This window comes from Paenibacillus sp. J22FR21 (assembly GCF_056269135.1).
The window spans coordinates 545,224-569,899 of sequence record NZ_JBWDNJ010000002.1; the positions used below are offsets into that span (position 1 = coordinate 545,224).

A 24,676-nucleotide genomic window follows, 5' to 3' on the forward strand; every position below is an offset into this window, starting at 1 on the left:
CAATGAGGTTGTTGGTGGTTGTACGTACAAGTTATTGGCTGTACATATTCGGATATTTAACTTGAATTAGGCTTAAAGATCTGAATGCGGACTGATATTCTGCTTGATTTTGCTATCATGTTCGTACAAGTTGATTTCATTCAGGATCCTGAGGAGGAGTATTCACGTGATACAAGTTAAACGTTATCAATTCTGGTTTGTTACCGGCAGTCAGCATCTCTACGGTCCGGAAACGCTGCTTGAGGTTGCCGATCATTCCCGCATTATCGCTGAGGGGTTGGATCGCGATGAAGCGATTACTTATGAAGTTGTGTTTAAACCTGTACTGACCACTCCCGAAGAAATTTATAGCTTGTGCGCTGCAGCTAATGCAGATGAGCAATGCGCGGGTCTGATCACATGGATGCATACCTTCTCTCCCGCGAAGATGTGGATCGCCGGTTTATCCGAGCTTCGCAAGCCGCTGCTGCACCTGCACACTCAGTTTAACCGCGATATCCCATGGGATACCATTGATATGGATTTTATGAACTTGAATCAATCCGCGCACGGTGATCGCGAATATGGATTTATCGGTGCTCGAATGGGGATTGCCCGCAAAGTTGTTGTTGGGTATTGGGAAGATACTGAGGTGCGCGGTCGGATCGCCGGCTGGATGCGCACAGCGGTTGCTTTTACAGAAGGCCGTTCCCTCAAAGTAGCACGTTTCGGCGACAACATGCGCCAAGTTGCTGTAACGGAAGGCGACAAAGTAGAAGCTCAAATTAAGTTCGGCTGGTCGATTAACGGCTACGGAATCGGCGATTTGGCAGCGTGCATTGCGCAAGTGACGGAAGAGCAGCTGAACACGCTGACTGACGAATACGAAGCGACATACGAAATTACTCCGGAGACTCGTTCCAACGCCGACAAATGGGAATCGATTCGGGAACAGGCACGCATTGAGCTTGGGATGAAAGCATTCCTGCAAGAGGGCGGCTTCACCGCGTTTACGACAACGTTCGAGGATTTGCACGGTATGAAGCAGCTGCCAGGGCTGGCCGTACAGCGCTTGATGGAGGCAGGTTATGGCTTCGGTGGTGAAGGCGACTGGAAGACGGCAGCACTGACACGCGTAATGAAGACGATTGCGGGCAATAAAGGGACTTCCTTTATGGAGGATTATACCTATCATCTCGAGCCGGGCAATGAACTCATTCTTGGCGCGCATATGCTCGAAATTTGCCCGACGATCGCTGAGGGCAAGCCTCGCCTTGAGGTTCACCCGCTTGGCATAGGCGGCAAAGCTGATCCAGCACGCATGACCTTCAACGGTCGCAGCGGCCAAGCCGTGAATGCATCGCTTATTGATGTCGGCAATCGTTTCCGCCTTATTGTGAACATTGTCGATGCCGTAGCAACGCCGCATGATATGCCGAATCTTCCGGTTGCGCGAGTGTTATGGAAGCCGCAGCCATCGCTTAAAGATTCCGCAGAAGCGTGGATCCGTGCAGGCGGTGCACATCATACGGTCTTCTCGTACGAGGTTACGGCTGAGCAGTTGGTGGACTGGGCAGAGATGACAGGCATTGAGTGTGTCATCATCGACAACTCGACGAATCCGCTGGCTTTCCGCAATGAACTTCGTTTGAATGATATGTACTGGCGTTTGCAGCGTTAATCGAACTTATTGAGCTACTTGGGACTTTCCGTCGCACGATTGCGTGTGAACGGAATAGTCCCTTTTATTGTCGCGAGAGTCATGTGGCAGGCAGTGCGCTGCTTCCAAATTTGCTGCGATAATTCGCAAGCGCGAGGAGCGGCCATACGAGCGGGTAGCTCTCATATTGCGTATAGATATAACCTGGTAAACCTGCCCCGGTTGGATACTTCCGCGGGAGCGAGTCCTCCGAATCCAATGCGCGAAGCAGGAAATCGCATGCTCGCTCCATGGCAGGTGAAGGTTGCACGCTTACCGCGATAAGTGCATCGAGCGCCCATGCGGTTTGCGATAGTGTCGAATAGGAGAGCGGGACGAATCGCTTCACATGATCACTTCGACAAGATTCTCCAAAGCCGCCATCCGGGTGTTGGATCCGAAGTAACCATTCTTCGGCATTGCGAATCTGAGGATGGTTCGGCGACTCGCCGGCAGCGATCAAACCGGTGAGAGCGGCCCAAGTGCCATAGATGTAACAGACGCCCCAGCGGCCGTACCATGAGCCGTCTGTCTGCTGTGCACGATACAGCCAATCTGCAGCTCGGCGGATGAAGTGGCTGTGACTGGTTGTCAGCCCTGTATGCTTGCCCAAATATTCAAGCGTTCTGCCGGTCAGATCCGGCGTAGACGGATCTGTTGCAGCATCCTCTGCTCCGTCTAGCGGCACCCAGCTGATTAAACGACTGTTCACATTTCGCTCGAAAGCAGCCCAGCCACCGTCGGAATTTTGCATGGACAGGAGCCATTGCAGACCGTGTTCACGAGCTTGCCGGTAAGGTGCGGAATGTGCGAGTCCTTCAATTGCGCGCAAAGCTGCAGTGGTGTCATCGAGATCCGGATTCATCGTATTCGATTCGGAGAAGCCCCAGCCTCCGGGCAGCGGATGTTCCACATTCAGCTTCCAGTCGCCAAGCTTGGTATGCTGATGCTTCAATAAATAATTCCCGGCGGATCCAATGCTCGTATGGTTCGTGTTAACGCCTGCATCTTGGAGTGTGTGGCTGATTAATGCGGTATCCCATACGGTTGAGGTCGTGTTCTGCGTCGTTAGAAGGTTAGTATCGTCGCGAATCAGCAGTGATTCGAGCCCTGAAACTGCATTCATAATGAGGGGATGTCGGATGTCGTATTCCAACGCACGCAGCGCATGAATCATAAGAATGGTCGCGCTGGCGTAGCAGTACAACGTGCCGTCCGGCTCAATGCGATTCTGCATATATTGCAGCGCACGAGCCGTGCCTTGCTTGTTAAGGGCTGTAAGCGGCGACAGTCCTGTGATGGAGGGGATTCGCATATTGATATGCTGCTGCCAACTGTTCTGCTGCGCGAGCAGCTGTTGAAGCGACAGATCTCCATGATGGGAGCGAAGAGGTTCGATGTGTGGCAAGGTGAATGCAGGCTTGGCAGAACCGAGCAGCAGCATGGGGGCCATGTGAACACGGGCATAACCGGAGAATTGATAGAAGTGCAGCGGTGCGCTCGGGGGCAGCAGCAGAAGGGAAAGCGGAACCGGGAACCAGCGCGGCCATTCGTATTGACCGACAATCGCGAGCAGGAACTTGGTCAGTAGGCTGTCGATGCGGGAGAGCCCTCCGAGCTCGGAGATCCGATCGCGAGCCTGCTTCATAGGAGAATGGGAAGGTGATAGACCGGCGAATTGTAAGGCAAAATAACACTCTGCCGTCGCGGCGAGATTGCCGCCTTCTTCGTCTGGATATACACGCCAAGCGCCGTCTGCGCCTTGCTTGGCTAATATTCGCTCACATAAGGAAGCGACTAAGGCCGGCTTCTGAATACCTGCACTAGTAAGAAGCATGACTGCAGCAGCGTCAGTGGTTGTTCCACTATCAATAAAACCAAGCCGCCAACTGCCATCTTGGCTTTGTTTGCGGAGCAACAGGTGAACCAGTCGATCAATCCCGCGATTAATACGCTGATCCATGAGAGTCACCTCCATCTGAAACTTGTTCAAAGAATGCAAGCATTTTCGCGTAATCTTGCACGTTCTTAGGAAACAATCGTCAAATAAATGGACAAGAGGCGCTGAACTCTTTATTATGGAAATGAAAATAATTCTCAATGATCGCAATTCGGTTCGTTCGTCATTCGTGTAAAGGTGGTTTATTTGAAGTGGACGTTCATTCTTCCTCACAGTCACAGCAACCGGTCATTCATTCCCGGCCACTCGCTGCCTTGTTTATTCTGATTTTCGGAACTCTTGCACTTGTATTGACTGCGGCCATCTCGATTTGTGTCGGTGCTGCAGACACATCGTTATCGACCGTATGGGATGCGCTCTTTCACTTCAATACGGATTTGACACAACACCAAATCATCAGAGAGCTTCGGATTCCACGCGTGCTCGCAGCTGCGCTGACAGGAGCGGCCTTTGCCGCAGCCGGTGCGATTATGCAGGGAATGACGCGCAACCCGCTGGCAGATTCAGGCTTGCTAGGCATTAATGCAGGCGCAGGGGTTATGCTTGCTGTCTGCTTTGCGTTCTTTCCGGGCATGTCATTCGTGAATCTTATGTTCTTTTCTTTCCTCGGCGCTGCCGCGGCTGCAGGACTTGTGTTTGGGACAGGAGCGTTTGTCAAAGGCGGTCTTACGCCGGTGCGGTTAGTTCTTGCAGGTGCTGCCGTAACGGCATTGCTGCTCGCCATAAGCGACGCTATCGCCATTCATTATCAAGTAGGTCGGGAGCTGGCCTTCTGGCTCGCAGGCGGAATGGCAGGTGTGGAATGGGCGCAAATTCGGATTATTTGGCCTTGGGTGCTCGGCAGCATAATCGTTGCGGTCATGATTTCGCGTTCGATTACACTGTTAAGTCTCGGTGAAGATATTGCAATTGGACTCGGACAACGCACAGGGCTGATTAAGCTAATCGGTACGATTCTGGTGCTAATCCTGGCGGGAGCTTCAGTCAGCGTCGTAGGGGCTGTCGGATTCGTTGGACTCATTATTCCGCATATTGCACGATATTTGGTTGGCGTTGATTACCGCTGGATCATTCCATGCTCTTCCGTTCTGGGGGCGCTGCTGCTCATCGTTGCCGACATCGGTGCCCGGATGTTCAATCCGTATTCCGAAACGCCTCTAGGCGCGCTAATTGCCGTTATTGGAGTTCCGTTCTTCCTCTACTTAGCCATTAATGAAAGGAGGGAGCTGTAATGGATGCCTATACAGTCACTCCTGCAGAGAAGGCGCGGAAGAAGCGGGCTTACACAGTTATGGGATGGATAGGCGGTCTCATTCTCATTATATTCCTTATTAGCATGAGTACGGGCACACTGAGGCTCTCGCCGAGTGAGATGATCCATACTCTATTCGGATCCGGAACGGCTAAACAGGAGCTGATCCTGTATCAGTTCCGTCTGCCTCGGATCGTCATGTCACTGCTGATCGGCGCCGGTTTCGCGGTGTCCGGCTGTATCTTGCAAGGAGTTACGCGAAATGCGCTGGCCGATCCCGGCATCCTCGGCATAAACGCCGGAGCGGGACTGATCGTCATTCTGTATATATCCGTAACACCGATAAACCATGCCATATTTCTGCTGCCTCTTCTTGCTATGATTGGAGCAGGAGCGACAGCAACGCTCATCTATAGTCTCTCTTATCGACGTCATCACGGCATTTCGACCATTCGACTGCTGCTCGTCGGAATCGCGGTAGCTGCCGGAATTTCAGCATTCATGCTCGTACTGACGCTGAAGCTCAATCCCGATCAATTCAAGTTCGTGCAGGTATGGCTGGCAGGCAGCATGCTGGGGATGGATTGGCGTTTCGTCCTGGCGTTATTGCCTTGGATCGTCGTGCTGCTGCCTTTCGTCCATTGCAAGGCGCGTGTGCTGGACGTGCTGAATCTAGGGGATCAAACTGCTTCCGGACTGGGTACTGCACTTAACCGCGAACGGTTGTATCTGTACGGGGCAGCCGTCGCACTGGCCGCTTCCTGCGTAGCGGTTGGCGGTGGAATCGCCTTCGTTGGGTTAATCGGACCTCATCTGGCTCGTAGACTTGTCGGGCCGCAGCATGCCTATTTATTGCCGGCTTCGGCGATTACCGGAGCGTTGCTGCTCATCATTTCAGATACGCTCGCTCGTATGTACGATGTGCCAACCGGAATCGTGGTTGCTATTATCGGGGCGCCGTATTTTCTCTATTTGCTAACAAGGTCAAGATAATGTTATTTCTACCAAGAAGAACAGAGAAGGGGGAGTCAGTTCATTATGCTTAAACGATTTATGTCCTACTATCAGCCTTATAAGAGGCTGTTCTATCTTGATTTCTTCTGCGCCATTTTCGCTGGGTTTCTGGAGCTTGGATTCCCCGTTGCAGTCAATCAATTCGTGGATAAGCTGCTTCCGGGCAAGGATTGGGGGCTTATCACATGGGCATGCATCGCATTGCTCGCGATTTATGCTTTGAATGCACTGCTCAATTACGTCGTTACTTACTGGGGACATATGCTTGGAATAAATATTGAAACGGATATGCGTCGCAAGCTGTTCGATCATATTCAGAAGCTCTCATTTCGATTCTTCGATAACAATAAGACAGGTCACTTAATGTCTCGCCTCACCAATGACTTGATGGAAATCGGCGAGATGGCGCATCACGGGCCGGAAGATTTGTTTATAGCTGTAATGACGCTGGTTGGCGCATTCACGCTTATGATGTTCATCAACTGGAAGCTGGCACTGCTGACGTTTGTCCTTGTGCCGCTTATGATTTGGCTCGCGATCTTCTTCAGCAAGAAGATGACCAAAGCGTTCCATCAGCTCTTCAGCGACATCGCGGACTTTAATGCACGTGTCGAAGATAATGTCGGCGGCATGCGTGTCGTTCAATCCTTCGCGAACGAAGAGTTCGAGAAAGAGCAATTCCAAGTGAACAATCTTCGCTTCCGTCTCACCAAGCTGCTGAGTTATAAGATTATGGCAGCTAACATCTCGATTAGTTATGTGCTGAAGCGTTTCGTTACGCTGTTTGTTATGATTTGCGGGACTTGGTTCGTCATTCAGCAAGAGTTGACGATCGGTGAGTTTGTCGGGTTCTTATTGCTGGCAAACGTGTTTATTGGACCGATTGAGAAAATCAATCAAGTCATCGAGAGTTATCCGAAAGGCTTCGCTGGTTTCAGAAGGTACGTCGAGCTGCTTGAGACCGATCCAGAGGTCGCGGATCGACCTAACGCTATCGTTGTAGAGAACCTGCGCGGCAACATTGCGTTCAAAGATGTCAGCTTCGGCTACGAAAATGAATCTAAAGTGCTCGAGCATATTAACTTAACGATCCAAGAAGGGGAGACGGTAGCGTTCGTCGGACCTTCCGGAGCCGGCAAGACAACGTTATGCAGCTTGCTGCCGCGGTTCTATGATGTTGATGCAGGAGGCATAACGATCGACGGACGCGATATCCGCGATATGAAGCTGAATTCGCTGCGCAAAGGAATCGGCATCGTCCAGCAGGATGTATTCCTGTTCTCGGGTACGATTCGCGATAACATCAAATACGGCAAGATGGACGGGACTGACGCCGAGTTGATGCAAGCTGCGAAGAGAGCACAGCTTGAAGCGTTCATTCTGTCCTTACCGGATGGATTGGACACCATTGTCGGCGAGCGAGGCGTGAAGCTGTCCGGCGGCCAGAAGCAGCGTGTGGCAATTGCGCGGATGTTCCTCAAGAATCCGCCTATTCTTATTCTCGATGAAGCGACTTCAGCGCTGGATACGGAGACGGAGTCCGCGATTCAGCAGTCTCTTGCAGAGCTGTCGCAAGGACGTACGACGCTGGTCATTGCGCATCGTTTGGCTACGATCAAGAATGCTGACCGTATCGTCGTTGTCACGGAGGATGGCGTATCGGAACAGGGCAAGCACGAAGAGCTTCTTGAAGCCGGCGGCCATTACAGCAGACTTCACTATGCACAATTTCAAACGACATAAATGAGCGATGACACTTGAACGGCTGCCCGTAGTTGGAGGCTGTTCAGGTGTTTTTTTGCATCTGCTAATCAGGCACTGTTATAATTGGTATCGGTATTAGGGGAGAGGAATTGCCGAATTACCGATACATAAAGGAGTCGATAACATGAAATCATTCCAACATCGTCTGGAGCAATACGCGGCACTTGCCGTAGAGGTCGGCGTTAACGTTCAGCCCGGTCAGAAGCTCTGTATTATTTCGCAAATCGCAGCAGCTGAGTTCGTCAGAGAAGTGGCGAAACGTGCCTATGAAATAGGAGCAAGCTATGTACATGTCGATTGGAGCGACGAGTTAATTACACGTACGCGCCTGGAGAAATCGCCGGAAGAGGGACTTTCCTATTATCCGGAATGGCATGCGAAGGGACGAGTGGCATTGGCGGAAGAAGGAGCGGCTTTTCTCTGGGTCGTTGCCGAGAACCCGGATCTGCTAAACGGAGTCGATGCTTCACGGATTGGTCTTGCAACCAAATCGCAGCAAGCTGCGCTGCAGCCATTCCGTAAGTTTACGCTTAGCAATGAAGTCTCATGGTCGATCGTCGCTGTACCTACGCTGGAATGGGCGGAGAAGGTATTCCCGGCACTTCCTGCCACGGAGCGCGTCGATGCCCTGTGGGAAGCGATCTTCGCAGCAACGCGGGTGGATGCGGCAGATCCGGTTCAATCTTGGCGCGAGCATGCTGACAATCTGCGCTCCAAGGCAGGCCGGCTGAACGAGCGCAGATACCAAGAACTGCGTTATCGCGGTTCGGCGGGAACCGATGTGACGATCGGACTTCCCGAAGGTCATATTTGGGTTAGCGCAGGGACACGCAACGAACAGGGGACAACCTTTATTCCGAACATGCCAACGGAGGAAGTATTCACTTCGCCGCTGCGAACAAGCGTGAACGGAACGGTAGTCAGCAGCAAGCCGCTTAGCTATAACGGCAATCTGATTGACAACTTCTCGATTACCTTCACGGAAGGACGAATCACGGCCTATCAAGCTGAGGTTGGTTACGAGGCACTCAAAGGGCTGGTTGAAACGGATGAAGGCTCACACTATCTGGGAGAGATTGCGTTGGTACCTTACCGTTCGCCGATTTCGGATACGAACCTGACGTTCTACAACACCTTGTTTGATGAGAATGCAGCCTGTCACTTGGCGATCGGCTTCGCGTTCCCGTTCTGCGTGGAAGGCGGCTTGTCGATGAGCAAGGAGGAGCTTGCCGAGCGCGGCTTGAATCACAGCTTAACGCATGTTGATTTCATGATCGGTACTGAGGATCTGGATATCGACGGCGTTCTACAGGACGGTACTTCGGAACCGCTGTTCCGCAGCGGCAACTGGGCATTCTAGAAGCCCGGATTGCGGATCAAATGATTCGAGTGATACTATTCCAGTCAAACTCTTCAGCTTCTCCCGGCCCCCGCGGCGCTAACGAACCACAGCGGTCTTATTTTGAAGAAATGGACACTTTCAAAATTCTAACGAACCACAGGGGTCTTATTTCGTGAAATTGTGCGGAATGCACGGGTTATGGAGCAAATAAGGCCTGTAGGGTTCGTTAGAATTCCAGAGGGGGGTTTTTGGAACAAATAAGGCCTCTACGGTTCGTTAGAAGTCTAGGGATCAAAAATGCACAGCTGTTGTTCGATTTTCTCACGGTGAAAGTCGCTCCCCGGTCCTAAGCAGGCTCGCGACCAGTAACTTTGCAGCACCTCTAATCATGCTACTCCAATCAACTTCTCCCAGCCTCACTGTTGAAAATATTGCCAGTTATGCAACATTTCAGTGGTTAAAGAGGGCTCGCAAAGTAAATGATGCGCTATTTGCAACATTTTAGCCGCAACAAACTGTTTAGCTGCGATACCCCTGAGAAATGTTGCAGTTTGGTCAACATAAAGCTGTTTTTGCCCTTAAGGAGGGGTAAAATGATGCCTCGTCTGCAACATTTAGCCGACTCAAGCAGATCCACTCTGACAATAACAAAAAGCTGCCTCAAAGTCGCTTAGACTTGAGACAGCTTCGATAAAACTAGCTATAAAACTTCTCGTACAAGCAGAACCCGCTGGGCGAGGTTCCTTTGTACGCGTAGCCTAGACCGCTGTAGAAGGCGTTCAGCTTCTCGTTGTTTGCGATGCAGTCGAGTCGGATGCGATCCTTCCCTGGGAACGATATGCCTTCCTCGGCCCATCGAACAATATCAGCCCCGAGGCCTTGTCCGGCATATTCGCGGTTGATCGCCAAGCGGTGCAGGTAAACGATCGATTCGTGACCTTCCTTGCCCCATAAGCCAAGATCCCAGTCGCCGGGAACTTGCATAAGCAGGACGATGCCGGCCAGAACCTCGCCATCCTTGAAGAGGAACAGTTCCCCTTTGTCGATATGACCGGTTACGTTATGGTGATCGTCGCCGTTCAATAAGGCGCTCCACTGCTTAGAGCCTGTGCTCTTCAGCCAAGTCGCTGTGCCGACGAGCAGCTCCATAACGGCAGGGGCATCGGCTGCCACAGCTTGGGATACTTGAATACGTGCGTTGACTTGATTATTTTTCATGAGGTGTGAGGGCATAGGTCATTCTCCGTTTTATGTTTTTGAACATTATAGCATCCTATGCCTTAAGCGATCAAACGGGAGGGCGTCTGGCGTAGAAATACATACTGAGCGGCCACCAGATGACAGCGAATATGGGATAGATTGCCCAAATATCCTCCGGTGACGTAACGGCATTCAGGATAACGAATAAAGCGCTGGTAAGGAGCGAGGCGCATAAGGCAAACTCAAACCACTTGCGATCGCGGCTGAAGTAAATGGACATCGGCCACCAAATCGCAGCGTAAGCAGGGAAGATGATCCATGGAAACTGAGGCGACAGCAGCAAATTCAGCGCGCCGTACGATATGATGATGCAGAAGCTGCCGATAAGTGCCATCTGAAGTGTAGCCGCGAAGCGGCCGGCATACATGATGATCGGCCACCAAATAATGGCGAAGGCCGGATACAAGAACCACGGATGACCAGGACTTTGTGCAATATTCTCCACGATGAGGTACAAGATAATCAATAAGCTGGTTACGGCCGAGTAGGCTTTGATCCTGCCGGAAGCGGCGAAATACATGGCAATCGGCCATTGAATAATGGCGAAAGCGGGGTGAATAACCCACAGATAGCCGGGGGAAGTCAGATGGTTGACGAGAATAAGAAATGCAATGCTCATCAGACTGCCCATCACGGCAAAAGCGACGCGGGGACTTGTCATCTCACGACCTCCTTATTTCCAGCCGAGCCACTTGTAGAACATGACAAGCGGCCACCAAGCTACACCGAATGTAGGATATACAAACCAAATCGTGCCAGGTGTGTAATACATGTTGATGAACACCATGAGGGCGACGATCAGGCCGCTTCCCCAGAGCGAGAAACCCAAATGCAGTCCATATTGCTTTCGTGCTGAAACGGGGTCTTGGCTGCTCGCGCCGAATTCCAATTTGATATCAGAGATATCGCCGAACTCCACGATGGCTTTATTGATCGCATCTTCCTCGGATTTGCCGCGGCGCATCAAATCATATACTTTTTCCTCTAAATTCTGCGTGATTTCCTCTTGCATCGATTGCTTCTGTTCGCTGTCCGGAATATCAAAAAACCATTCCTCTACATGTGCGCTAATCTTCTTCATCCTACAATCCCTCCATGAAAATATTGACGATCTCTTTGATTTCAATCCATTCCTCAACCGTTTCCTTCAAATAAGCTTTGCCGAGCTTCGTAATCTTGTAATAACGCCGCTTGCTGCCGTGCGATATGTCGCCAACGTACGATTCAATCAGCTCTTTGCGCTCAAGCCTTTGGAATACCGCATACAGTGTGGCTTCCTTGATTTGAAATCGATCCCCGGTCCGCAAACTGATTTCTTTGGAAATCTCGTAGCCATAGCGGTCTTCTTCATAAATCAGCCGCAAAATGATCGCATCGAGATGTCCGCGAATGATATCACTTCGAATCATGTGTGGTCCTCCTGTACAAAAAAAATAGATCTGTCATTTACTCTGCCACATAGTGCTCTATCTGACATAGTTCTATCTGATGGAGTAAATTTATCACAGATTACTCTATGTGTCAAAGTAATAATTATTTGACCTCCATAGCACAGAAAAAAGCGTCCTCTCGGACGCTCTTACATCACTTAGAAATTTAAATAAAGCATACCGAATTATGTGATTAAAGTTACGGTTTAATGAAATAAAAAAATGGTACGATCGGTCTTGCTTTTCTCATTTTGTTGCATGTATGTATCTCAAAATCATGAAGGATAGAAGAAGGTGAAGTTATGGTCGATTTTGAATGGTACAGAAGTTTTATCGCCATTTTTAAACACAATTCGGTTACAGAGGCCGCGAAGACCCGGATTATGACACAGCCGGCGTTAAGCCAGCACCTTGCTTCTCTGGAAGCTGAAGTTGGTGAACCATTGTTCACTCGAACCGCAAGAAAGATCGCTCCTACTGAACGTGGCAAGCAGTTATACTCTCATCTTGTCCCCCTAATCGAAGCTTTAGAGGACAAGACAATGGGATTGAAATTGAATCTGTCTGCAACTATGGAGGTTATTAGGATCGGTTCAACGCATGAGTTGTTCACTGAGAAAATTATATCCCGGTTATCGTTGCCGAAATTAAGCACGATTACGTACTTTGGGCGAAGCCGACCATTTATTGAAGCTTCTCAAAGAAGATCTTGTAGATATTATATTAACCACTAAAAAAAATTTGACACCGGGTATTGAGTATGTACGACTTATGGAGGAAAGCTTTGTCATTGTAGCTCCATTCGAAACAATTGTTCCTGAATTCAAATTCTTGAAGGATATGGAATTATGGCTTTCGGAACAACAATGGATAAGCTATGGACTCGAGCTTCCGATTATTAGCAGGTACTGGAGAGACTTTTTTAAGTCGAGGCCAAGGATTGAACCCGTCCATGTTATCCCGAGTCTACATTTAATCTTAAGAGCTATTGAGGGAGGAGCTGGATTCAGTTTACTCCCGACCTATATGCTCAACCATCACAAATTAGCAGAACCCCGATGGCGAATGCTGTTCGAGCATATGAATGTACGCAACGAATTGTTTATCGGATTCAAATCCAAGCATAAACACGTACTTGTTATTAATGATTTCATCGAGAGAATTAGCGAGGCAACCAATGAGAAAATTTTATGACCACAAATTGTAGAAATTAAATACTTCCTTGTAATTTAGGGATAAAACATACCTAATTCGTAAATGACTATTGCAAATCATACTAATTGAATATTTTTCTTTTGAGAAACACCAACTTATAAAGTAACTAATATCACGGAATATCTACTTTCCATTATGTTATCATTGCTCGAGTAATAATGAAGGAGCTGAGATAGATTGATTCAGTCTGGGTGTTTGTCGCAAATCCTATCCGCATTCCCAAGCATGGCAGACATAACGGAAGAGGATTGGAATCAGGATGGTATTAGTGTCATTCAAATGGAACCGAATGCCATTATAGAAGAGGGGCAATTATTGGATTATATCTATCTGGTATTAGAGGGCACTGTAAGAATGTTTAAAATAAGTTCCAGTGGTCGAGAAATCACATTGTATAGAATTCATGATGGTGAATGTTGTCCTTTGATGATTTCATGTATTTTAGGCGGCACTAAGTTTGAGGCTTCAGCATGCGTAGAGATTCCTGTGGTTTCTCTAAAGATACAAGCGAATATTTTTCGCGAGTGGATGGAGCGTTATTCGATTTTAAGACAGTTTATTTTTCAATTATTAGCCAAACGTATTGTGCTTTTTGGAAGCCTGCTAGACAGCGCGTACTTCAAGTCCGTTCGAGGAAGAGTTGCGGATTTCCTAATCGAGTTGTCTGAGCAAAAAGGTAAAGCTGACAGTTTACAAATTACACATGACTGCTTATCAATAGAATTAGGCACAGTACGTGAGGTAATTAGCCGAACCTTGAAGTCTCTTGAGAGGGAGGATATTATCAAACTATCTCGAGGAAGAATAACGATTTTAAATAGAATGGCGCTCGAAAGTGAATTATAGAACCCTTAAAGGATTGAATGACGAAAAGTAGTTTGATCCATGGAGATTTGCATAGCGTGACCAAATAAAGGAGTAGAGATAAGGGCATGAGCTTGGTATTTTACCGGGTTCAGCTTTTTTTTTGGACAATTTCGGGCTGGTTACAGAAGTGTGAATCCTCAAGTCACTATAAGCATAAACTCAATAAAGTCGCTTACGAGAGGATGTTTATCGTGATGCCATATTCTTCGTGGAATAATCAAATTCCAAATCCGTATCCATTCCTACCACAAGGGCATTATTACAACCCTTATTTTGGAGCTGGACATTTATGGTGGGGTATCCGCAAGATGGAAGAGGAAACTATCTGATACCTGCACGTCAGCAGCTTACTTTTGTACTGGTGCATGGTTCCTGGGCTGACGCGCATTTCTGGGATGGCGTAGCCGCCGTACTGCGAAGTCAAGGACACATTGTTTATACGCCTGAATACGCAGGACATGGAATCAATAGCAATAAAAATGTTACGCATGCGATGATAACAAAATCAGTTGTTGATTATATAAAACAGATGCAATTACAAGATTTTATCCTCGTTGGGCACAGCTTTGGCGGATCCGTTATCCAAAAAGTCGCCGAACAGGTGCCCGAACGGATCAAGCGGTTAGTATTCTGGGATGCTTTCGTATTAAAGGACGGAGAATCTGTGATTGATGAAATTCCACCCGAAACAGTGCAGGGTTTTGAACAACTCAGAGCGATGTCAGCTGACGATACGATTATGCTTCCATTCGATATATTTCGGTCATTGTTTGTAAATACGGCAACAACGGAGGACGCAAAACTCTTTTATACAAGTGTCCTACCGGAGCCCGCTAAACCACTTTTTGAGAAACTGGATCTAAAAACGTTCTATACGCTGCAAATCCCCAAAAGCTATGTATATTTCTATCAGGATAACGTATTGCCGCAAGGGGAAGGTTACGGATGGAATCCCCACATGTCAACACGACTCGGTTTGTTCCGCCTTATCGTTGGTGATGGGGACCACTTTACATATACACGTACAAGACCAGCCTATTTAGCACAAAAAATATTCGAAGCAAGCAGGGATTAATTTCAACGCTCCAGAAACCAGCCGTTTTGAAAAAACGTAGGTTTCTCTACAGTCTGAAACTCTTGTCCAATTGGACAAGAGTTGGTTTATTATGTTTTGTTTTGTTTCAAGCGATTGTATTAGTCATTTTTTAATAGGTAATTCGGACGAACATACATGCGTTTGAAGCCTGCACGAAGATAATTGCAATAAGATTTGAAATTGTTTTCTTCCCCCTCTGCCGGCTGAACGGTCTCAACGGTGAACCCCGTAACGCCAGCCAAGATTGCATCGGTCAATCTTCTATGGATTAGAGCATACTGTGCGCCTCTTCCGCGATGGTCGGATAGCGTTGCATCACAACCCAACCAAGCCCAGCCGTCCTTAATGAACATGGCTCCGCTTGCAACCGGAGTATCTCCGTCGTATGCAGCGTATGCCTTCCAATTAGGCCGTCCTGCCAAAGCGGACATGAAAGGAGCAATCGTTTCCGGTGCGCAGAAACCCATTTGTACTGTCTTGCCAAAGTCTTCCGCATTATCGGCTCCGACGAGCCGGACCTCAAGCGATGTTGGAAGCGGATGTAGTTCTGCAGGCGATCCGTCACGGTAAAACTTTGCCCAGCCATGACCGCTCTTGACAAGTCCTTTGCTCTCCAGCAGATCTTGGAAAGAATCCGGAGAGGCAGTAGGAGCTACTTGAAGCGAGAAACTCGCGATTGCATGCTCCTGCATCCAAGCAATAGCTTCTTCGAGAATCGTCTCCGTAATCGGTTCTTCAATGCCCAAACCAATAACGCGATTAAATTCGGTGATGGGAATCGTTTTATCTGCGATCCCAAGGCTTGTTCCAAAATGAATATACGACAGGTTCGAGCTAGCGGCATAATCTTCAGGAGCGGCAAGGAACATATCGTTCCATGCATCGCGGTCTACGGTTTGAAGGTGAAAGTCGTTTCCATTTCGAAGGATTGTTGACATGGATGTTACGACCGAATCCGAAGATATCAGCCTTGTATTGCTGCTGGCTCTTCTTCACGGATTTTTCAATGGATGTGGTGAGTTGAGAAGACAGAAGTTTATTCAAGAGCTTAATATTATGCGGCTCACTAAAGTCAAGCTTGCTACCGTTCTCGATAAGCTCGCAGTTACTTTGAATAGACACGTGCATATTTATCGTATTTTCTTTAAGTTCAGGTTTGAGACTGTGTTTGGAAGACAGGATTTGTACGCTAACATTGCCATCTCCTTGTGGAACGTACACGGTAAGAAACGAATTCGACATGTTTTTTGTGACCCAGTTCAAAGCACGAGTTTCTTCATCGTTAAAAAAGCCGATTAACTTCAAATTCTTAAATATGCCTACACCAAATAACTTAATGTGCGGTTCCTTCGAAGATGAGGGAGAAGCCCCCTTTGACCCTTGTGTATGAATAACCTGGAATGCCCCCATAACAGGTTCGATTCCCTCAGTGGAAGCAATTGCATTAAAGTTCAAGATTGTCGTTGCCCTGCCTGATGGTTGCTTGTGCAGATTTTGAAATTGATCCGCAGGGATAGATTCAAGCGCTACCGGATAATTAAGAAGTTCCATGGCCTTTACTCCTTTGGCCACGAACACCATGTTTCTCGTCCTCATGTCCACTTCGCGTACATAGCTATCAAAAACTTTTTCCAAACCGTGCCTTGCCATTTCTTCGCCAATGATAATGACTCTCCGATGCGAATAGTAGAGCTTTAAATGGACTTTTTCCTGCAATTTTTGGCGCGCATCGGCAAGGGTTTTTCCTTCTGCAGCGATGACGAAAAAAGACTTTGGATCACCGCTGCTTCCGCTCGATTGCAAAGGCGTCGGAATCGCGATTTGAATGCTTTGCGTCAACGTTCCGTCCTTATTGAAATCCAGTCCGCTTGCAGTAACGATCGCCAAACCTTTCACTTCTCTTCGATCCCAGCATCCGGTAATCACCACCAAACTCGCGATAATCGAAGCGACGATGGCGTTTCTAAGTCTCATGGAGAACCCTCCGACTTGACAGGATCGAATCGATGCATAATAGAACGGTTGGAATCAGGTTTGCGGCAATGAAACTTGCTATAGGGAAGGAATAAAAGTAGAACTGCAAGATCACATCCATCCCAGGTGCTTTTTCCATGATCCATATTGTGCCGATAAAAACAAGCAGAAGCACAGGCAGTGTAATGGCCCGCTGATTCTTAACTTTGCTTATCCGACTAACACAGAGACAAGTAACAAAGAGAAATATGGCTAACTTAAGAAAACCAAAGGAGACCCATATTGGAAAAAAAACAGGGTCGAGCCTTTCTAACACGTCCCCTAAACTGATGTAGCGGATCAGTGCTCCATAAGGAAAAGTAAATTTGGATACGAGCGGGCCTTCAATAAGCGTGCAAATCAGTACGGTCTTGAGCATGAGGATTGTGATGATCATGGTTGAATAAAGGGATGCCTTGCGAGCATGTCGGGGTTGATTCATAAAAGGGATTAAGAATGCAATAAGAATGATCTCGCCTTGCCAACCACTGGGTACAGAAGCCCCTTTTATAATCGGAAGTAGTCCATTTTCTGCGACAGGCAGAAGATTCATACGATCCCAGTCACGAATCGAAATGAAAAAAATGATGAAAGCAATCAAGATCACGATCGGAAAAATAATCTCGCCGCATCGGCCGATGACTCCAATTCCGCACCAAGCAGCAATACCACAAACGATGAAAAGCATAAGTAAAGGTACGACATGTGGAGTTAGTTGGTGGGAAATCACGGCGATGAGATCGGTAATCACTTTTGAAATGGCAGATGTATATACAAAGAGAAAGCAGAAGTAATAGGCTCCAACGAATGCACTGAACCACTTTCCCAAAATGCTTCTGCTGTACTCAATAATCGTCATGTTGGGGTACCTTGCAGCTAGCGTAGTCGAAACGAATACGCACCAAATGCTTGTAATTGGGGCAATCAAAACGGACAACCATGCATCTTGCTTTGCATAATGCGCAGGGAAGGCTGCAATGTTGAATACCTCTGTCCCCAGAACAGCAACGCTAATAATAATGACAAATTGCCACTGTGTGAGCTTCTCTGCTTTAATCATCCGTACCTCCGCGTTCAATTAGTCGTTCTGATTGCTCGAATCGGGCTGTTTTCTCGGTGGAATCCTTAATCGGTTCTGCCCAGCAGCAGTTTCGGGACGCAAGTTCATCTTGAACCATGGTTTCCGGACGAATACATCCTTTAATCCGTCCAGGGATAGCGGTGCGACTGGATAGAGGTACGGTACGCCAAAGGAACGCAACGCAGCCAAGTGGATCATGATCGCGATAATGCCGATCATTAATCCGTAGAAACCCATGAAACCTGCCAGCAATAGCAGAGGGAATCGGAGCAGTCGGAAGGCAAGTCCAAAATTATAACGGGGAATAATGTACGATGCAATTCCTGTCGTAGCCACTACGATAACCACTGGAGCTGATATAAAACCAGCCTGAACAGCAGCTTGTCCGATGACGATACCGCCGACGATGGTGACTGCAGAACCAACGCCTTTGGGAAGCCGTAACCCGGCTTCGCGTAAAGCTTCAAATGTTATTTCCATCAGAAGCGTTTCAATAATGGCAGGGAATGGAGACATCTTTTGCGAAGAAGCAATGCTTAACAGCAGGCTTGTTGGCAGTATGGGATGATCATAACTGACTAACGAAACATATAGGGAAGGTAGAAATAAGGAAACAGCCGTAAATAGGATGCGAAGCCAGCGAAGAGGCGTCGCAGCGATCGATCGTTCATAATAATCTTCGCTTGCTTGCAAGCCAGTCCAGAAGGTCATCGGAACCACCAGAGCGATAGGCGTACCGTCGGTCAAAATGGCTACTTTGCCTTCAAGAAGGCTACCGATTACCACATCGGGTCTCTCGGTGTTCTGAACTTGCGGAAAAGGAGAGTAGGGGGTATCTGTAATAAACTCTTCGATATATCCGGATTCCAACACACCATCGATTTCGATTTGACCAAGACGGTTACGAACATCTTGGAGTAAATCCTCTTTCGCGATATCTTTTAAGTAAGCGATTACGACATCAGTCTGCGAGAGAGTGCCGATCGATAGGGTTTCCATTTTTAAACTGGAGGTCCGAAGTCTAACTCGCAATAATCCTGTGTTGGTTTGCAGACACTCCACGAATCCCTCGCGTGGTCCGCGTATAACCGGCTCAGATTGGGGGTCTTCAATTCCTCTTCTTTCCGACCCTTTCACGGCTACTGCAATACCATAATCCACTTCGTCAAAAAGAAAAACGATGTCGCCTTTCAAGACGCTGTCTTCGATCTCGCATAGGAGTGTTACCTTCTTGGTTTTGCTAACGGGGAGAAAGCTTGCTTGTATGACTTGTTCGATGCCATTCGACTTTACAAGTTCCGGAGAGAGGCTCATGAACTCCTTGAGGATCACATCCTCTAGATGGCTCGTATCGGATAGACCGGAAATGTATAACGCGAGCATTTCGATCTGCATTGGCATTGAAGAGGAATGGAACACGACATCGGAACAATCCTTGAAGATGGCTTTTAGCAATTGCTCATTAATAGAGATGCTAGGCTCTAACGGAATTTTCATTGTATGGTGCTCCTTTTAGCCTCATGATAAAAAAAGAATGTAGAAATGTAATTTGAATAATTTATCCTGAATTATCCTTTTTATGCATATTTAGCATGTTGACAAAAAAACAAAAGCGTCCCAATGGACGCTCTACATCGCTGTTATTTCACTTGTTTACTTAGCCAAACGCTGCTCAGACCGCTTGTCGTCCCATTGTCCGGCCGCGGCCCTTTCTGAATGTTTTTGCTGCGATTCACCGCGTTCTGGCCGCCTTGGTTGGCGTTAAACCCTACGTCTTTGTTGATTTGCCCGCCGCTCTGGGCCTTCTGGATCCAGGTAAAACGGCGACGATCGTTGTGAATCGAGATGTTGTAGTTGTAGGTGATGTTTATAATTGTCGTACCTTTGCGCAATCTAACCATCATTCATCCTCCCATCCTATTAGTACACTATATGAATCTATGGGGGAGGGGATTATGTTAGTGTCAGGTAGACGGATGCATCAATTTTAGGACAGAAAAAAAGGGACAGCCGTCAAAGGCTTGTCCCGTTTCTTTATCGAAGTTATAGTCCTTGGTTGAACTGCCATGTGATGCCGAATTTATCCGTTGTGACGCCATACAGCTTCGTCCAGAACGTTTCTTGAAGCGGCATGCTGTTTGATCCGCCTTCGCTTAGTTTCCCATAAATACGTCTGAGTTCGTCAGCGTCATCTGAAACGATTGCAAGACTAATGTTGTTCCCCATCGTAAAAGGCATACCCGGGAACGTATCCGAGAACATGAGGTTGCTTCCAAGTACAGTCATGCGGGCATGCATGATGCCATTCTCCATGCCGGGAGGCAGTGGATATTCCGGATTCGGCGGGATTTCACCAAATGTCGTCAAATTCGTAATTTCAGTATTGAAGACTTCCGCGTAAAATTCAATGACTTCACGGGTATTTCCTTGAAAATTCAGGTAAGCATCAACTGACATTCCATTCACTCCTTCAGTGGTTTGGATGAAGAAATTTGGTCTTCATTGCCATATTGTATCATTTACCGTTGGATTAGAAAACATGAGTATAGCCGATCATTTATTGACCTTGGATGATGCGGTTTGGCGAGGAACTGTGCAGAATAGGTGAATCGTGATAGAATTACGTGAAAATCGCTAATGACTTAGGAGAAAATATGAAAAAGCCTATTTTCTTTACCTTATTCGTGGGCATCTGCCTGGTTGCGTTGACAATTACTTTATATTTGATGTTATATCGTAACGACGATCTCGGGATGTCGGGCAATATGGAGAGTGCGGGCAACCAGACTTCCCCGCATATTGTCATCATTTCACAGGAGCAGGGCAGCTACGTGATGAACGAAATTCAGAAAGGCGCCCGTTCAGCAGCGGCAGGTCACGGCATGCTGATTGACTTCTGGGGGGTATACCGCTCGAACGTCGAAGAGCTCATTAAGCAGGTTGATATTGCAATCGCTTCCAAAGTAGATGGCATTATCATTGAAGGCGTGGATCGACCCGATTTCGTGCAGATCGTCAATAAGGCGACGTTTCGCGGCATTCCTGTCGTCATGATTAATTCCGATGCGCCGGGTAGTCTGAGGAAAACCTACGTCGGTTCGGATCATTACCAGGAAGGCATCGTGATGGGCAAACATATCGCGGAAGCATTGAACGGGCAAGGGACTGTCGGTGTCATTACGAACATGGAGAGCTCGGACACGGACAAGCTGCGGCAGAAGGGTTTGCGTGAGGTGTTGGCTCAATACAATGGAATTCAGCTCGTGTATGCATCAAAGGATAACGAGCATGTGCAGGCTAATGCACAAACCAATGATATTCTGAATCATTATCCGAAGGTGAATGCTTTCATCGGACTGCCGACCGACTCGGGGAAAAGCATCGTGCAGGCCGGCGAATCTCGCTCACGTATGCATGAATATGAAGTATTCATGTTCGACAATTCACCGCAAACGGTCAAATTGATCCAAGAAGGACTGATTGAATCCGGTCTGTCCCAGCATTATGAGGAAATGGGGCAGATGAGCGTCGATTTGATGAAACGCTGGCTGGACAGCGAGCAGCTTCCGCTGAACAAGCGCTATTTTACGCCGATTAGTGTTGTAGCCTCTTCCGGGGAAGGAGGCGGTGCGAAGTGAATACGATTCGCAACAAAATGCTGCTGCTGTCTATTCTCATTTGGATCATCATGGCTGTCATCTGGTTGTCTATGAGTTTGTTTAATCAGCGGACGGTAGAGAAATATAACGAGATTTTGCAGCGCTATCTGTTGATGAACCAAGCCTCGGAGCAAAGCCAGCAGGCACTTACTTCTCTCAACAACTACAGGATATCGCTCTCCCAAGAGAGTCTGGAGCAGTATTTCGACGATAATAATGAGCTGCAGCACACCAAATCGGAGCTCAATTGGCTGCGCAACGCGAACAATGCGATGCTGCTCGATAACTTTCAGCATATGCTGGAGAGCCAGTCCGAGGCGATGGGGCTGGTCGTCCGGTTTCAGAAAGACAACAACGAGGATGAGGTAGCGAAGAAGTTCGATGAGGCATCGAGCATTTCCAAATATATCTCGGAAGCGACCCTGACGCTGATCAGCGGGGAACAGAAGACCTATGATGCCTTTTATCGCAAAATTATTAAGCGCAGTGATGATTTGCTCAAGATGGGCTTCTGGACGCTCGCGCTTGTATCGCTCATGCTGCTCATCTTCTCCTTCCGGTTCGTGAACAGCGTGACGCAGCCGATTCTGAAACTAACGCAGTCAGCGAGGGAGCTTTCGCGGGGCAATTTCCACAAGCCCATTGAAATCAATAACAATGATGACATGTCGTTCCTAGCCAAAACGTTAGACACGATGCGTCTGAATATCGGCAATCTGTTCGATGAAATTCAAAGTAAGGCGCAGCTGGAATATGATCTTCACAAGCATAAGCTGATGCTGAAGGAGAGTGAGCTGAAGAGCCTGCAGAGCCAGATCAATCCTCATTTTCTATTCAATACGCTTAATATGCTCTCGAAGGAGGCTTATCTCGCCGGCGCAGACAAAACAAGCGAGTTAATCAGCTCGGTTGCCGGGATGCTTCGCTACAATTTACGCCGGATGGACAGCAGAGTGACGCTTGGAGACGAGGTCGAGGTGCTGGAAGAATATTTGGCGATTCAGAAAGCAAGATTCGGTGATCGGCTGAAGGTTGTCCGGGAGATTGAAGAAGCGGGGCTCGATATCGATGTGCCGATTCTCATTCTACAGCCGCTTGCGGAGAATGTATTTATCTATGCGATTGAACCGTCTGAAGACGGCGGCACGTTAACGCTTCGCGTGAAGAGTCATGAGGAGCATGTCACGGTCGAGGTGTCCGATACAGGTCAAGGCATGGACGCTGAGCAGATTGAACGGCTTCTGGCGGATACGGATAATTCCATTTATAAGGGTCATTCCACCGGAATTGGAATTCGGAATGTGCTGCATAGGCTGCAGCTGTTCTATGGAGTTGAAGAGATTATACACATTGACTCGAAGATCGGAGAAGGAACATGCATTACGTTAACGCTTCCGAGGAAGCCCAAGCTATGATACGGATATTGATTGTTGATGATGAGCCGATCGAGCGTATGGCTCTCCAGCGGATCATCGAAACAACCTTCACAGAGGTCGAAATTGTCGGACAGGCTTCCAATGGACGCGAAGCGATCGAATCGGCGGAGCTGCTTAAGCCGGATCTGATTACGATGGATATCAAGATGCCCGGCATTAACGGGCTTCAAGCGATTGAACGCATTAAGACGTTTAACGATACGGTGAAGTTCATTGTCGTTACGGCATTCGACACGTTCGAGTTCGCCAGATCGGCGCTGCAAATGGGGGTAAGCGATTATTTGCTTAAACCCAGTAAGACGACGGTTATTCAAGAAACGATCGGGAAAGTCGTTCATGACATCTTGAGCAACCGGATGGAATCCGAGCATCGGCGTATGGATTCGGAGCGTCTGCGCAGAATGCTTCCTATCGTGGAGGCGGATATTGTTTCACAGCTGCTGTTTGACGATGCTCCGTCTGTGCATCTGAGTGAGATGATTCATTTATTGGGTCTGCCCGCGACGAAAGGCGGCTTCGTCATTAATTTGCTGCTCTCGGAGTCGACACATGAAGGCCGCCCTGAGCACGGCCGACATGAAGAGCTGGAAGGACTGCACGCCGTCATCGTGAAGCAATTAGCCGATTGGAACGTTCATTGCTGGATCGGCAAAATTACCGGTAATCAAATTCCAATCATTCTATTCATGGAAGGCGAGCAGTCCTACCGCAGCTACGCTGTTGTCATGGGCCGGAAACTCGTGCAGGCAGCCTTGCGTCATAGCGGGTATGAGCCTTTTGCCGGAATCGGCGGATTGTACAGAGAATTGAAGGAATTGCGCAAATCGTATCATGAGTCGATGCTGGCATCGGTTGATCTATCGTTGCCTGCGCGGTTCTGCTTATTTGAGGATCTTCCTCGTCATGACAGCAAGTCGATCAGCCGATTGACGATGGATTTGGAGAAAAATGTGCTGGAAGACGTTCGCCGAGGTCATTTTGAGGCTGCGGCCGATCTGGTCAGGCAGATGATTGATGTGTACGAAGGAGCGGGAGAGCGTGTCGCCATCGCGCAGCAGCGTGTGTTTGAAGTCTTGGTCATCGTCAGTCGGATGCTGCAGGAAATGGGTGTTGCTATTCAAAAGCTATATTACCAAGGTCAAACGACGAATTATGTGCAGCTTCGCGCAGAGACGCGAGTGCTCATTACGAGCATTGCGGAAGCGGCGGCACGGAACAACGGTGATTTGGAGACGGGCCTTCTTCTCAAGCTGAAGCATTACATTAAGGAACACGCCCATGAAGACTTGTCACTGGAACGGTTGGCAGCTGTCGTGGACAGGAACCCTTTCTATGTGAGCAAGCTGTTCAAGGAACAGTTTGGCATGAATTATATTGACTATTTGACCGAGTGCCGCATGGAGGCCGCCAAGCAATTGATGCTGGAGTCGGAGATGAGCCTGAAGGAAATTACGTTCGAAATCGGATACAATGATCCCAATTATTTCAGCCGCGTCTTCAAGAAGATCGTGGGACATTCACCGACAGATTATCGCAAACAGCTGCTGCGTCCGGTAGACAAAAAGCAGCTGTAGGAGATCGTGGAAAGGGAGGTTAACCGTGAGGCATC

23 protein-coding genes are annotated in these 24,676 nt (G+C 48.1%); 12 read left to right on the forward strand and 11 right to left on the reverse strand.

The window, feature by feature from the left end; translation table 11 throughout:
• The first annotated feature begins 169 nt into the window (after positions 1–169).
• Positions 170–1,660: an L-arabinose isomerase gene (araA, locus tag AC0YNS_RS08275; RefSeq protein ID WP_475781001.1), complete on the forward strand. Its 1,491-nt coding sequence runs from the start codon at positions 170–172 to the stop codon at positions 1,658–1,660.
• Between the two features lie 79 nt (positions 1,661–1,739).
• Here the strand turns inward: araA and AC0YNS_RS08280 are convergent, their stop codons facing one another.
• A complete protein-coding gene (locus AC0YNS_RS08280) occupies positions 1,740–3,641 on the reverse strand; it encodes a terpene cyclase/mutase family protein (protein WP_475780524.1) in 1,902 nt (633 codons plus the stop codon).
• A 188-nt stretch (positions 3,642–3,829) separates the two neighbouring features.
• On the opposite strand from AC0YNS_RS08280, the gene AC0YNS_RS08285 reads away from it, so the two are divergent.
• From AC0YNS_RS08285 to AC0YNS_RS08300, 4 genes are all read left to right on the forward strand, one after another.
• Positions 3,830–4,870: a FecCD family ABC transporter permease gene (locus tag AC0YNS_RS08285; protein ID WP_475780525.1), complete on the forward strand. Its 1,041-nt coding sequence runs from the start codon at positions 3,830–3,832 to the stop codon at positions 4,868–4,870.
• On the forward strand, positions 4,870–5,883 hold the full coding sequence (locus AC0YNS_RS08290) for a FecCD family ABC transporter permease (protein WP_475780526.1): 1,014 nt from the start codon (positions 4,870–4,872) through the stop codon (positions 5,881–5,883). The genes AC0YNS_RS08285 and AC0YNS_RS08290 overlap by 1 nt, the downstream gene beginning before the upstream one ends.
• A 45-nt stretch (positions 5,884–5,928) precedes the next feature.
• A complete protein-coding gene (locus AC0YNS_RS08295) occupies positions 5,929–7,647 on the forward strand; it encodes an ABC transporter ATP-binding protein (protein ID WP_475780527.1) in 1,719 nt (572 codons plus the stop codon).
• A gap of 145 nt (positions 7,648–7,792) precedes the next feature.
• Entirely contained in the window at positions 7,793–9,028 is a 1,236-nt protein-coding gene (locus AC0YNS_RS08300; protein WP_475780528.1) for an aminopeptidase, read from the forward strand.
• A 678-nt stretch (positions 9,029–9,706) separates the two neighbouring features.
• Here AC0YNS_RS08300 and AC0YNS_RS08305 read toward each other — a convergent pair.
• Genes AC0YNS_RS08305 through AC0YNS_RS08320 form a run of 4 tightly spaced genes read right to left on the reverse strand, consistent with a single transcriptional unit; the run spans position 9,707 to position 11,679 of the window.
• Positions 9,707–10,243, reverse strand: coding sequence for a GNAT family N-acetyltransferase (locus AC0YNS_RS08305; RefSeq protein ID WP_475780529.1), 537 nt, complete (start codon positions 10,241–10,243; stop codon positions 9,707–9,709).
• Between the two features lie 55 nt (positions 10,244–10,298).
• Positions 10,299–10,931: a hypothetical protein gene (locus AC0YNS_RS08310; protein WP_475780530.1), complete on the reverse strand. Its 633-nt coding sequence runs from the start codon at positions 10,929–10,931 to the stop codon at positions 10,299–10,301.
• Positions 10,932–10,943: 12 nt separating this feature from the next.
• Positions 10,944–11,351 (reverse strand): permease prefix domain 1-containing protein, encoded by a 408-nt coding sequence (locus tag AC0YNS_RS08315; protein ID WP_475780531.1) that lies wholly within the window; start codon positions 11,349–11,351, stop codon positions 10,944–10,946.
• A gap of 1 nt (position 11,352) precedes the next feature.
• Positions 11,353–11,679 carry a PadR family transcriptional regulator gene (locus AC0YNS_RS08320; protein WP_475780532.1) on the reverse strand — a complete coding sequence of 109 codons (327 nt, stop codon included), beginning with the start codon at positions 11,677–11,679 and terminating at the stop codon, positions 11,353–11,355.
• 323 nt (positions 11,680–12,002) lie between these two features.
• Between AC0YNS_RS08320 and AC0YNS_RS08325 the strand changes: the two genes are divergently transcribed.
• From AC0YNS_RS08325 to AC0YNS_RS08340, 4 genes are all read left to right on the forward strand, one after another.
• Complete coding sequence (locus AC0YNS_RS08325) at positions 12,003–12,434, forward strand: LysR family transcriptional regulator (RefSeq protein WP_475780533.1); 432 nt, start codon at positions 12,003–12,005, stop codon at positions 12,432–12,434.
• Positions 12,388–12,894: a substrate-binding domain-containing protein gene (locus tag AC0YNS_RS08330; RefSeq protein ID WP_475780534.1), complete on the forward strand. Its 507-nt coding sequence runs from the start codon at positions 12,388–12,390 to the stop codon at positions 12,892–12,894. The genes AC0YNS_RS08325 and AC0YNS_RS08330 overlap by 47 nt, the downstream gene beginning before the upstream one ends.
• 198 nt (positions 12,895–13,092) lie before the next feature.
• Positions 13,093–13,761 (forward strand): Crp/Fnr family transcriptional regulator, encoded by a 669-nt coding sequence (locus AC0YNS_RS08335; RefSeq protein ID WP_475780535.1) that lies wholly within the window; start codon positions 13,093–13,095, stop codon positions 13,759–13,761.
• Between the two features lie 310 nt (positions 13,762–14,071).
• The gene (locus tag AC0YNS_RS08340; RefSeq protein ID WP_475780536.1) at positions 14,072–14,857 is read left to right on the forward strand and encodes an alpha/beta fold hydrolase; all 786 of its coding nucleotides are present in this window, start codon (positions 14,072–14,074) and stop codon (positions 14,855–14,857) included.
• Positions 14,858–14,976: 119 nt separating this feature from the next.
• On the opposite strand, the gene AC0YNS_RS08345 is transcribed toward AC0YNS_RS08340, so the two are convergent.
• The 6 genes from AC0YNS_RS08345 to AC0YNS_RS08370 all read right to left on the reverse strand — a co-directional run bounded on the left by AC0YNS_RS08345 (position 14,977) and on the right by AC0YNS_RS08370 (position 20,429).
• A complete protein-coding gene (locus AC0YNS_RS08345; RefSeq protein WP_475780537.1) occupies positions 14,977–15,747 on the reverse strand; it encodes a GNAT family N-acetyltransferase in 771 nt (256 codons plus the stop codon).
• The gene (locus AC0YNS_RS08350; RefSeq protein ID WP_475780538.1) at positions 15,728–16,852 is read right to left on the reverse strand and encodes a Ger(x)C family spore germination protein; all 1,125 of its coding nucleotides are present in this window, start codon (positions 16,850–16,852) and stop codon (positions 15,728–15,730) included. The genes AC0YNS_RS08345 and AC0YNS_RS08350 overlap by 20 nt, the downstream gene beginning before the upstream one ends.
• On the reverse strand, positions 16,842–17,951 hold the full coding sequence (locus tag AC0YNS_RS08355; protein ID WP_475780539.1) for a GerAB/ArcD/ProY family transporter: 1,110 nt from the start codon (positions 17,949–17,951) through the stop codon (positions 16,842–16,844). The genes AC0YNS_RS08350 and AC0YNS_RS08355 overlap by 11 nt, the downstream gene beginning before the upstream one ends.
• Positions 17,952–17,969: 18 nt before the next feature.
• Complete coding sequence (locus AC0YNS_RS08360; protein ID WP_475780540.1) at positions 17,970–19,469, reverse strand: spore germination protein; 1,500 nt, start codon at positions 19,467–19,469, stop codon at positions 17,970–17,972.
• Positions 19,470–19,612: 143 nt separating this feature from the next.
• Positions 19,613–19,876: a hypothetical protein gene (locus tag AC0YNS_RS08365; protein WP_475780541.1), complete on the reverse strand. Its 264-nt coding sequence runs from the start codon at positions 19,874–19,876 to the stop codon at positions 19,613–19,615.
• A 139-nt stretch (positions 19,877–20,015) separates the two neighbouring features.
• Positions 20,016–20,429: a VOC family protein gene (locus AC0YNS_RS08370; RefSeq protein ID WP_475780542.1), complete on the reverse strand. Its 414-nt coding sequence runs from the start codon at positions 20,427–20,429 to the stop codon at positions 20,016–20,018.
• Between the two features lie 197 nt (positions 20,430–20,626).
• Between AC0YNS_RS08370 and AC0YNS_RS08375 the strand changes: the two genes are divergently transcribed.
• The 3 genes from AC0YNS_RS08375 to AC0YNS_RS08385 are packed head-to-tail and all read left to right on the forward strand — an operon-like array spanning position 20,627 to position 24,641.
• Positions 20,627–21,610 (forward strand): substrate-binding domain-containing protein, encoded by a 984-nt coding sequence (locus AC0YNS_RS08375; RefSeq protein ID WP_475780543.1) that lies wholly within the window; start codon positions 20,627–20,629, stop codon positions 21,608–21,610.
• Positions 21,607–23,046 (forward strand): sensor histidine kinase, encoded by a 1,440-nt coding sequence (locus AC0YNS_RS08380; protein ID WP_475780544.1) that lies wholly within the window; start codon positions 21,607–21,609, stop codon positions 23,044–23,046. The genes AC0YNS_RS08375 and AC0YNS_RS08380 overlap by 4 nt, the downstream gene beginning before the upstream one ends.
• Complete coding sequence (locus AC0YNS_RS08385) at positions 23,007–24,641, forward strand: response regulator (RefSeq protein WP_475780545.1); 1,635 nt, start codon at positions 23,007–23,009, stop codon at positions 24,639–24,641. Before AC0YNS_RS08380 ends, AC0YNS_RS08385 begins: the two co-directional genes overlap by 40 nt.
• The last annotated feature ends 35 nt before the right edge of the window (positions 24,642–24,676 follow it).

What these genes read in the sequence shown, in the direction of transcription:
- AC0YNS_RS08280 (WP_475780524.1), bottom strand. Translation starts at nt 3,641, where the DNA reads ATGGATCAGCGTATTAATCGCGGGATTGATCGACTGGTTCACCTGTTG.
- AC0YNS_RS08290 (WP_475780526.1), top strand. Translation starts at nt 4,870, where the DNA reads ATGGATGCCTATACAGTCACTCCTGCAGAGAAGGCGCGGAAGAAGCGG.
- AC0YNS_RS08295 (WP_475780527.1), top strand. Translation starts at nt 5,929, where the DNA reads ATGCTTAAACGATTTATGTCCTACTATCAGCCTTATAAGAGGCTGTTC.
- AC0YNS_RS08300 (WP_475780528.1), top strand. Translation starts at nt 7,793, where the DNA reads ATGAAATCATTCCAACATCGTCTGGAGCAATACGCGGCACTTGCCGTA.
- AC0YNS_RS08305 (WP_475780529.1), bottom strand. Translation starts at nt 10,243, where the DNA reads ATGCCCTCACACCTCATGAAAAATAATCAAGTCAACGCACGTATTCAA.
- AC0YNS_RS08310 (WP_475780530.1), bottom strand. Translation starts at nt 10,931, where the DNA reads ATGACAAGTCCCCGCGTCGCTTTTGCCGTGATGGGCAGTCTGATGAGC.
- AC0YNS_RS08315 (WP_475780531.1), bottom strand. Translation starts at nt 11,351, where the DNA reads ATGAAGAAGATTAGCGCACATGTAGAGGAATGGTTTTTTGATATTCCG.
- AC0YNS_RS08320 (WP_475780532.1), bottom strand. Translation starts at nt 11,679, where the DNA reads ATGATTCGAAGTGATATCATTCGCGGACATCTCGATGCGATCATTTTG.
- AC0YNS_RS08325 (WP_475780533.1), top strand. Translation starts at nt 12,003, where the DNA reads ATGGTCGATTTTGAATGGTACAGAAGTTTTATCGCCATTTTTAAACAC.
- AC0YNS_RS08340 (WP_475780536.1), top strand. Translation starts at nt 14,072, where the DNA reads ATGGTGGGGTATCCGCAAGATGGAAGAGGAAACTATCTGATACCTGCA.
- AC0YNS_RS08345 (WP_475780537.1), bottom strand. Translation starts at nt 15,747, where the DNA reads ATGTTCCTTGCCGCTCCTGAAGATTATGCCGCTAGCTCGAACCTGTCG.
- AC0YNS_RS08350 (WP_475780538.1), bottom strand. Translation starts at nt 16,852, where the DNA reads ATGAGACTTAGAAACGCCATCGTCGCTTCGATTATCGCGAGTTTGGTG.
- AC0YNS_RS08355 (WP_475780539.1), bottom strand. Translation starts at nt 17,951, where the DNA reads ATGATTAAAGCAGAGAAGCTCACACAGTGGCAATTTGTCATTATTATT.
- AC0YNS_RS08360 (WP_475780540.1), bottom strand. Translation starts at nt 19,469, where the DNA reads ATGAAAATTCCGTTAGAGCCTAGCATCTCTATTAATGAGCAATTGCTA.
- AC0YNS_RS08365 (WP_475780541.1), bottom strand. Translation starts at nt 19,876, where the DNA reads ATGATGGTTAGATTGCGCAAAGGTACGACAATTATAAACATCACCTAC.
- AC0YNS_RS08370 (WP_475780542.1), bottom strand. Translation starts at nt 20,429, where the DNA reads ATGTCAGTTGATGCTTACCTGAATTTTCAAGGAAATACCCGTGAAGTC.
- AC0YNS_RS08375 (WP_475780543.1), top strand. Translation starts at nt 20,627, where the DNA reads ATGAAAAAGCCTATTTTCTTTACCTTATTCGTGGGCATCTGCCTGGTT.
- AC0YNS_RS08385 (WP_475780545.1), top strand. Translation starts at nt 23,007, where the DNA reads ATGCATTACGTTAACGCTTCCGAGGAAGCCCAAGCTATGATACGGATA.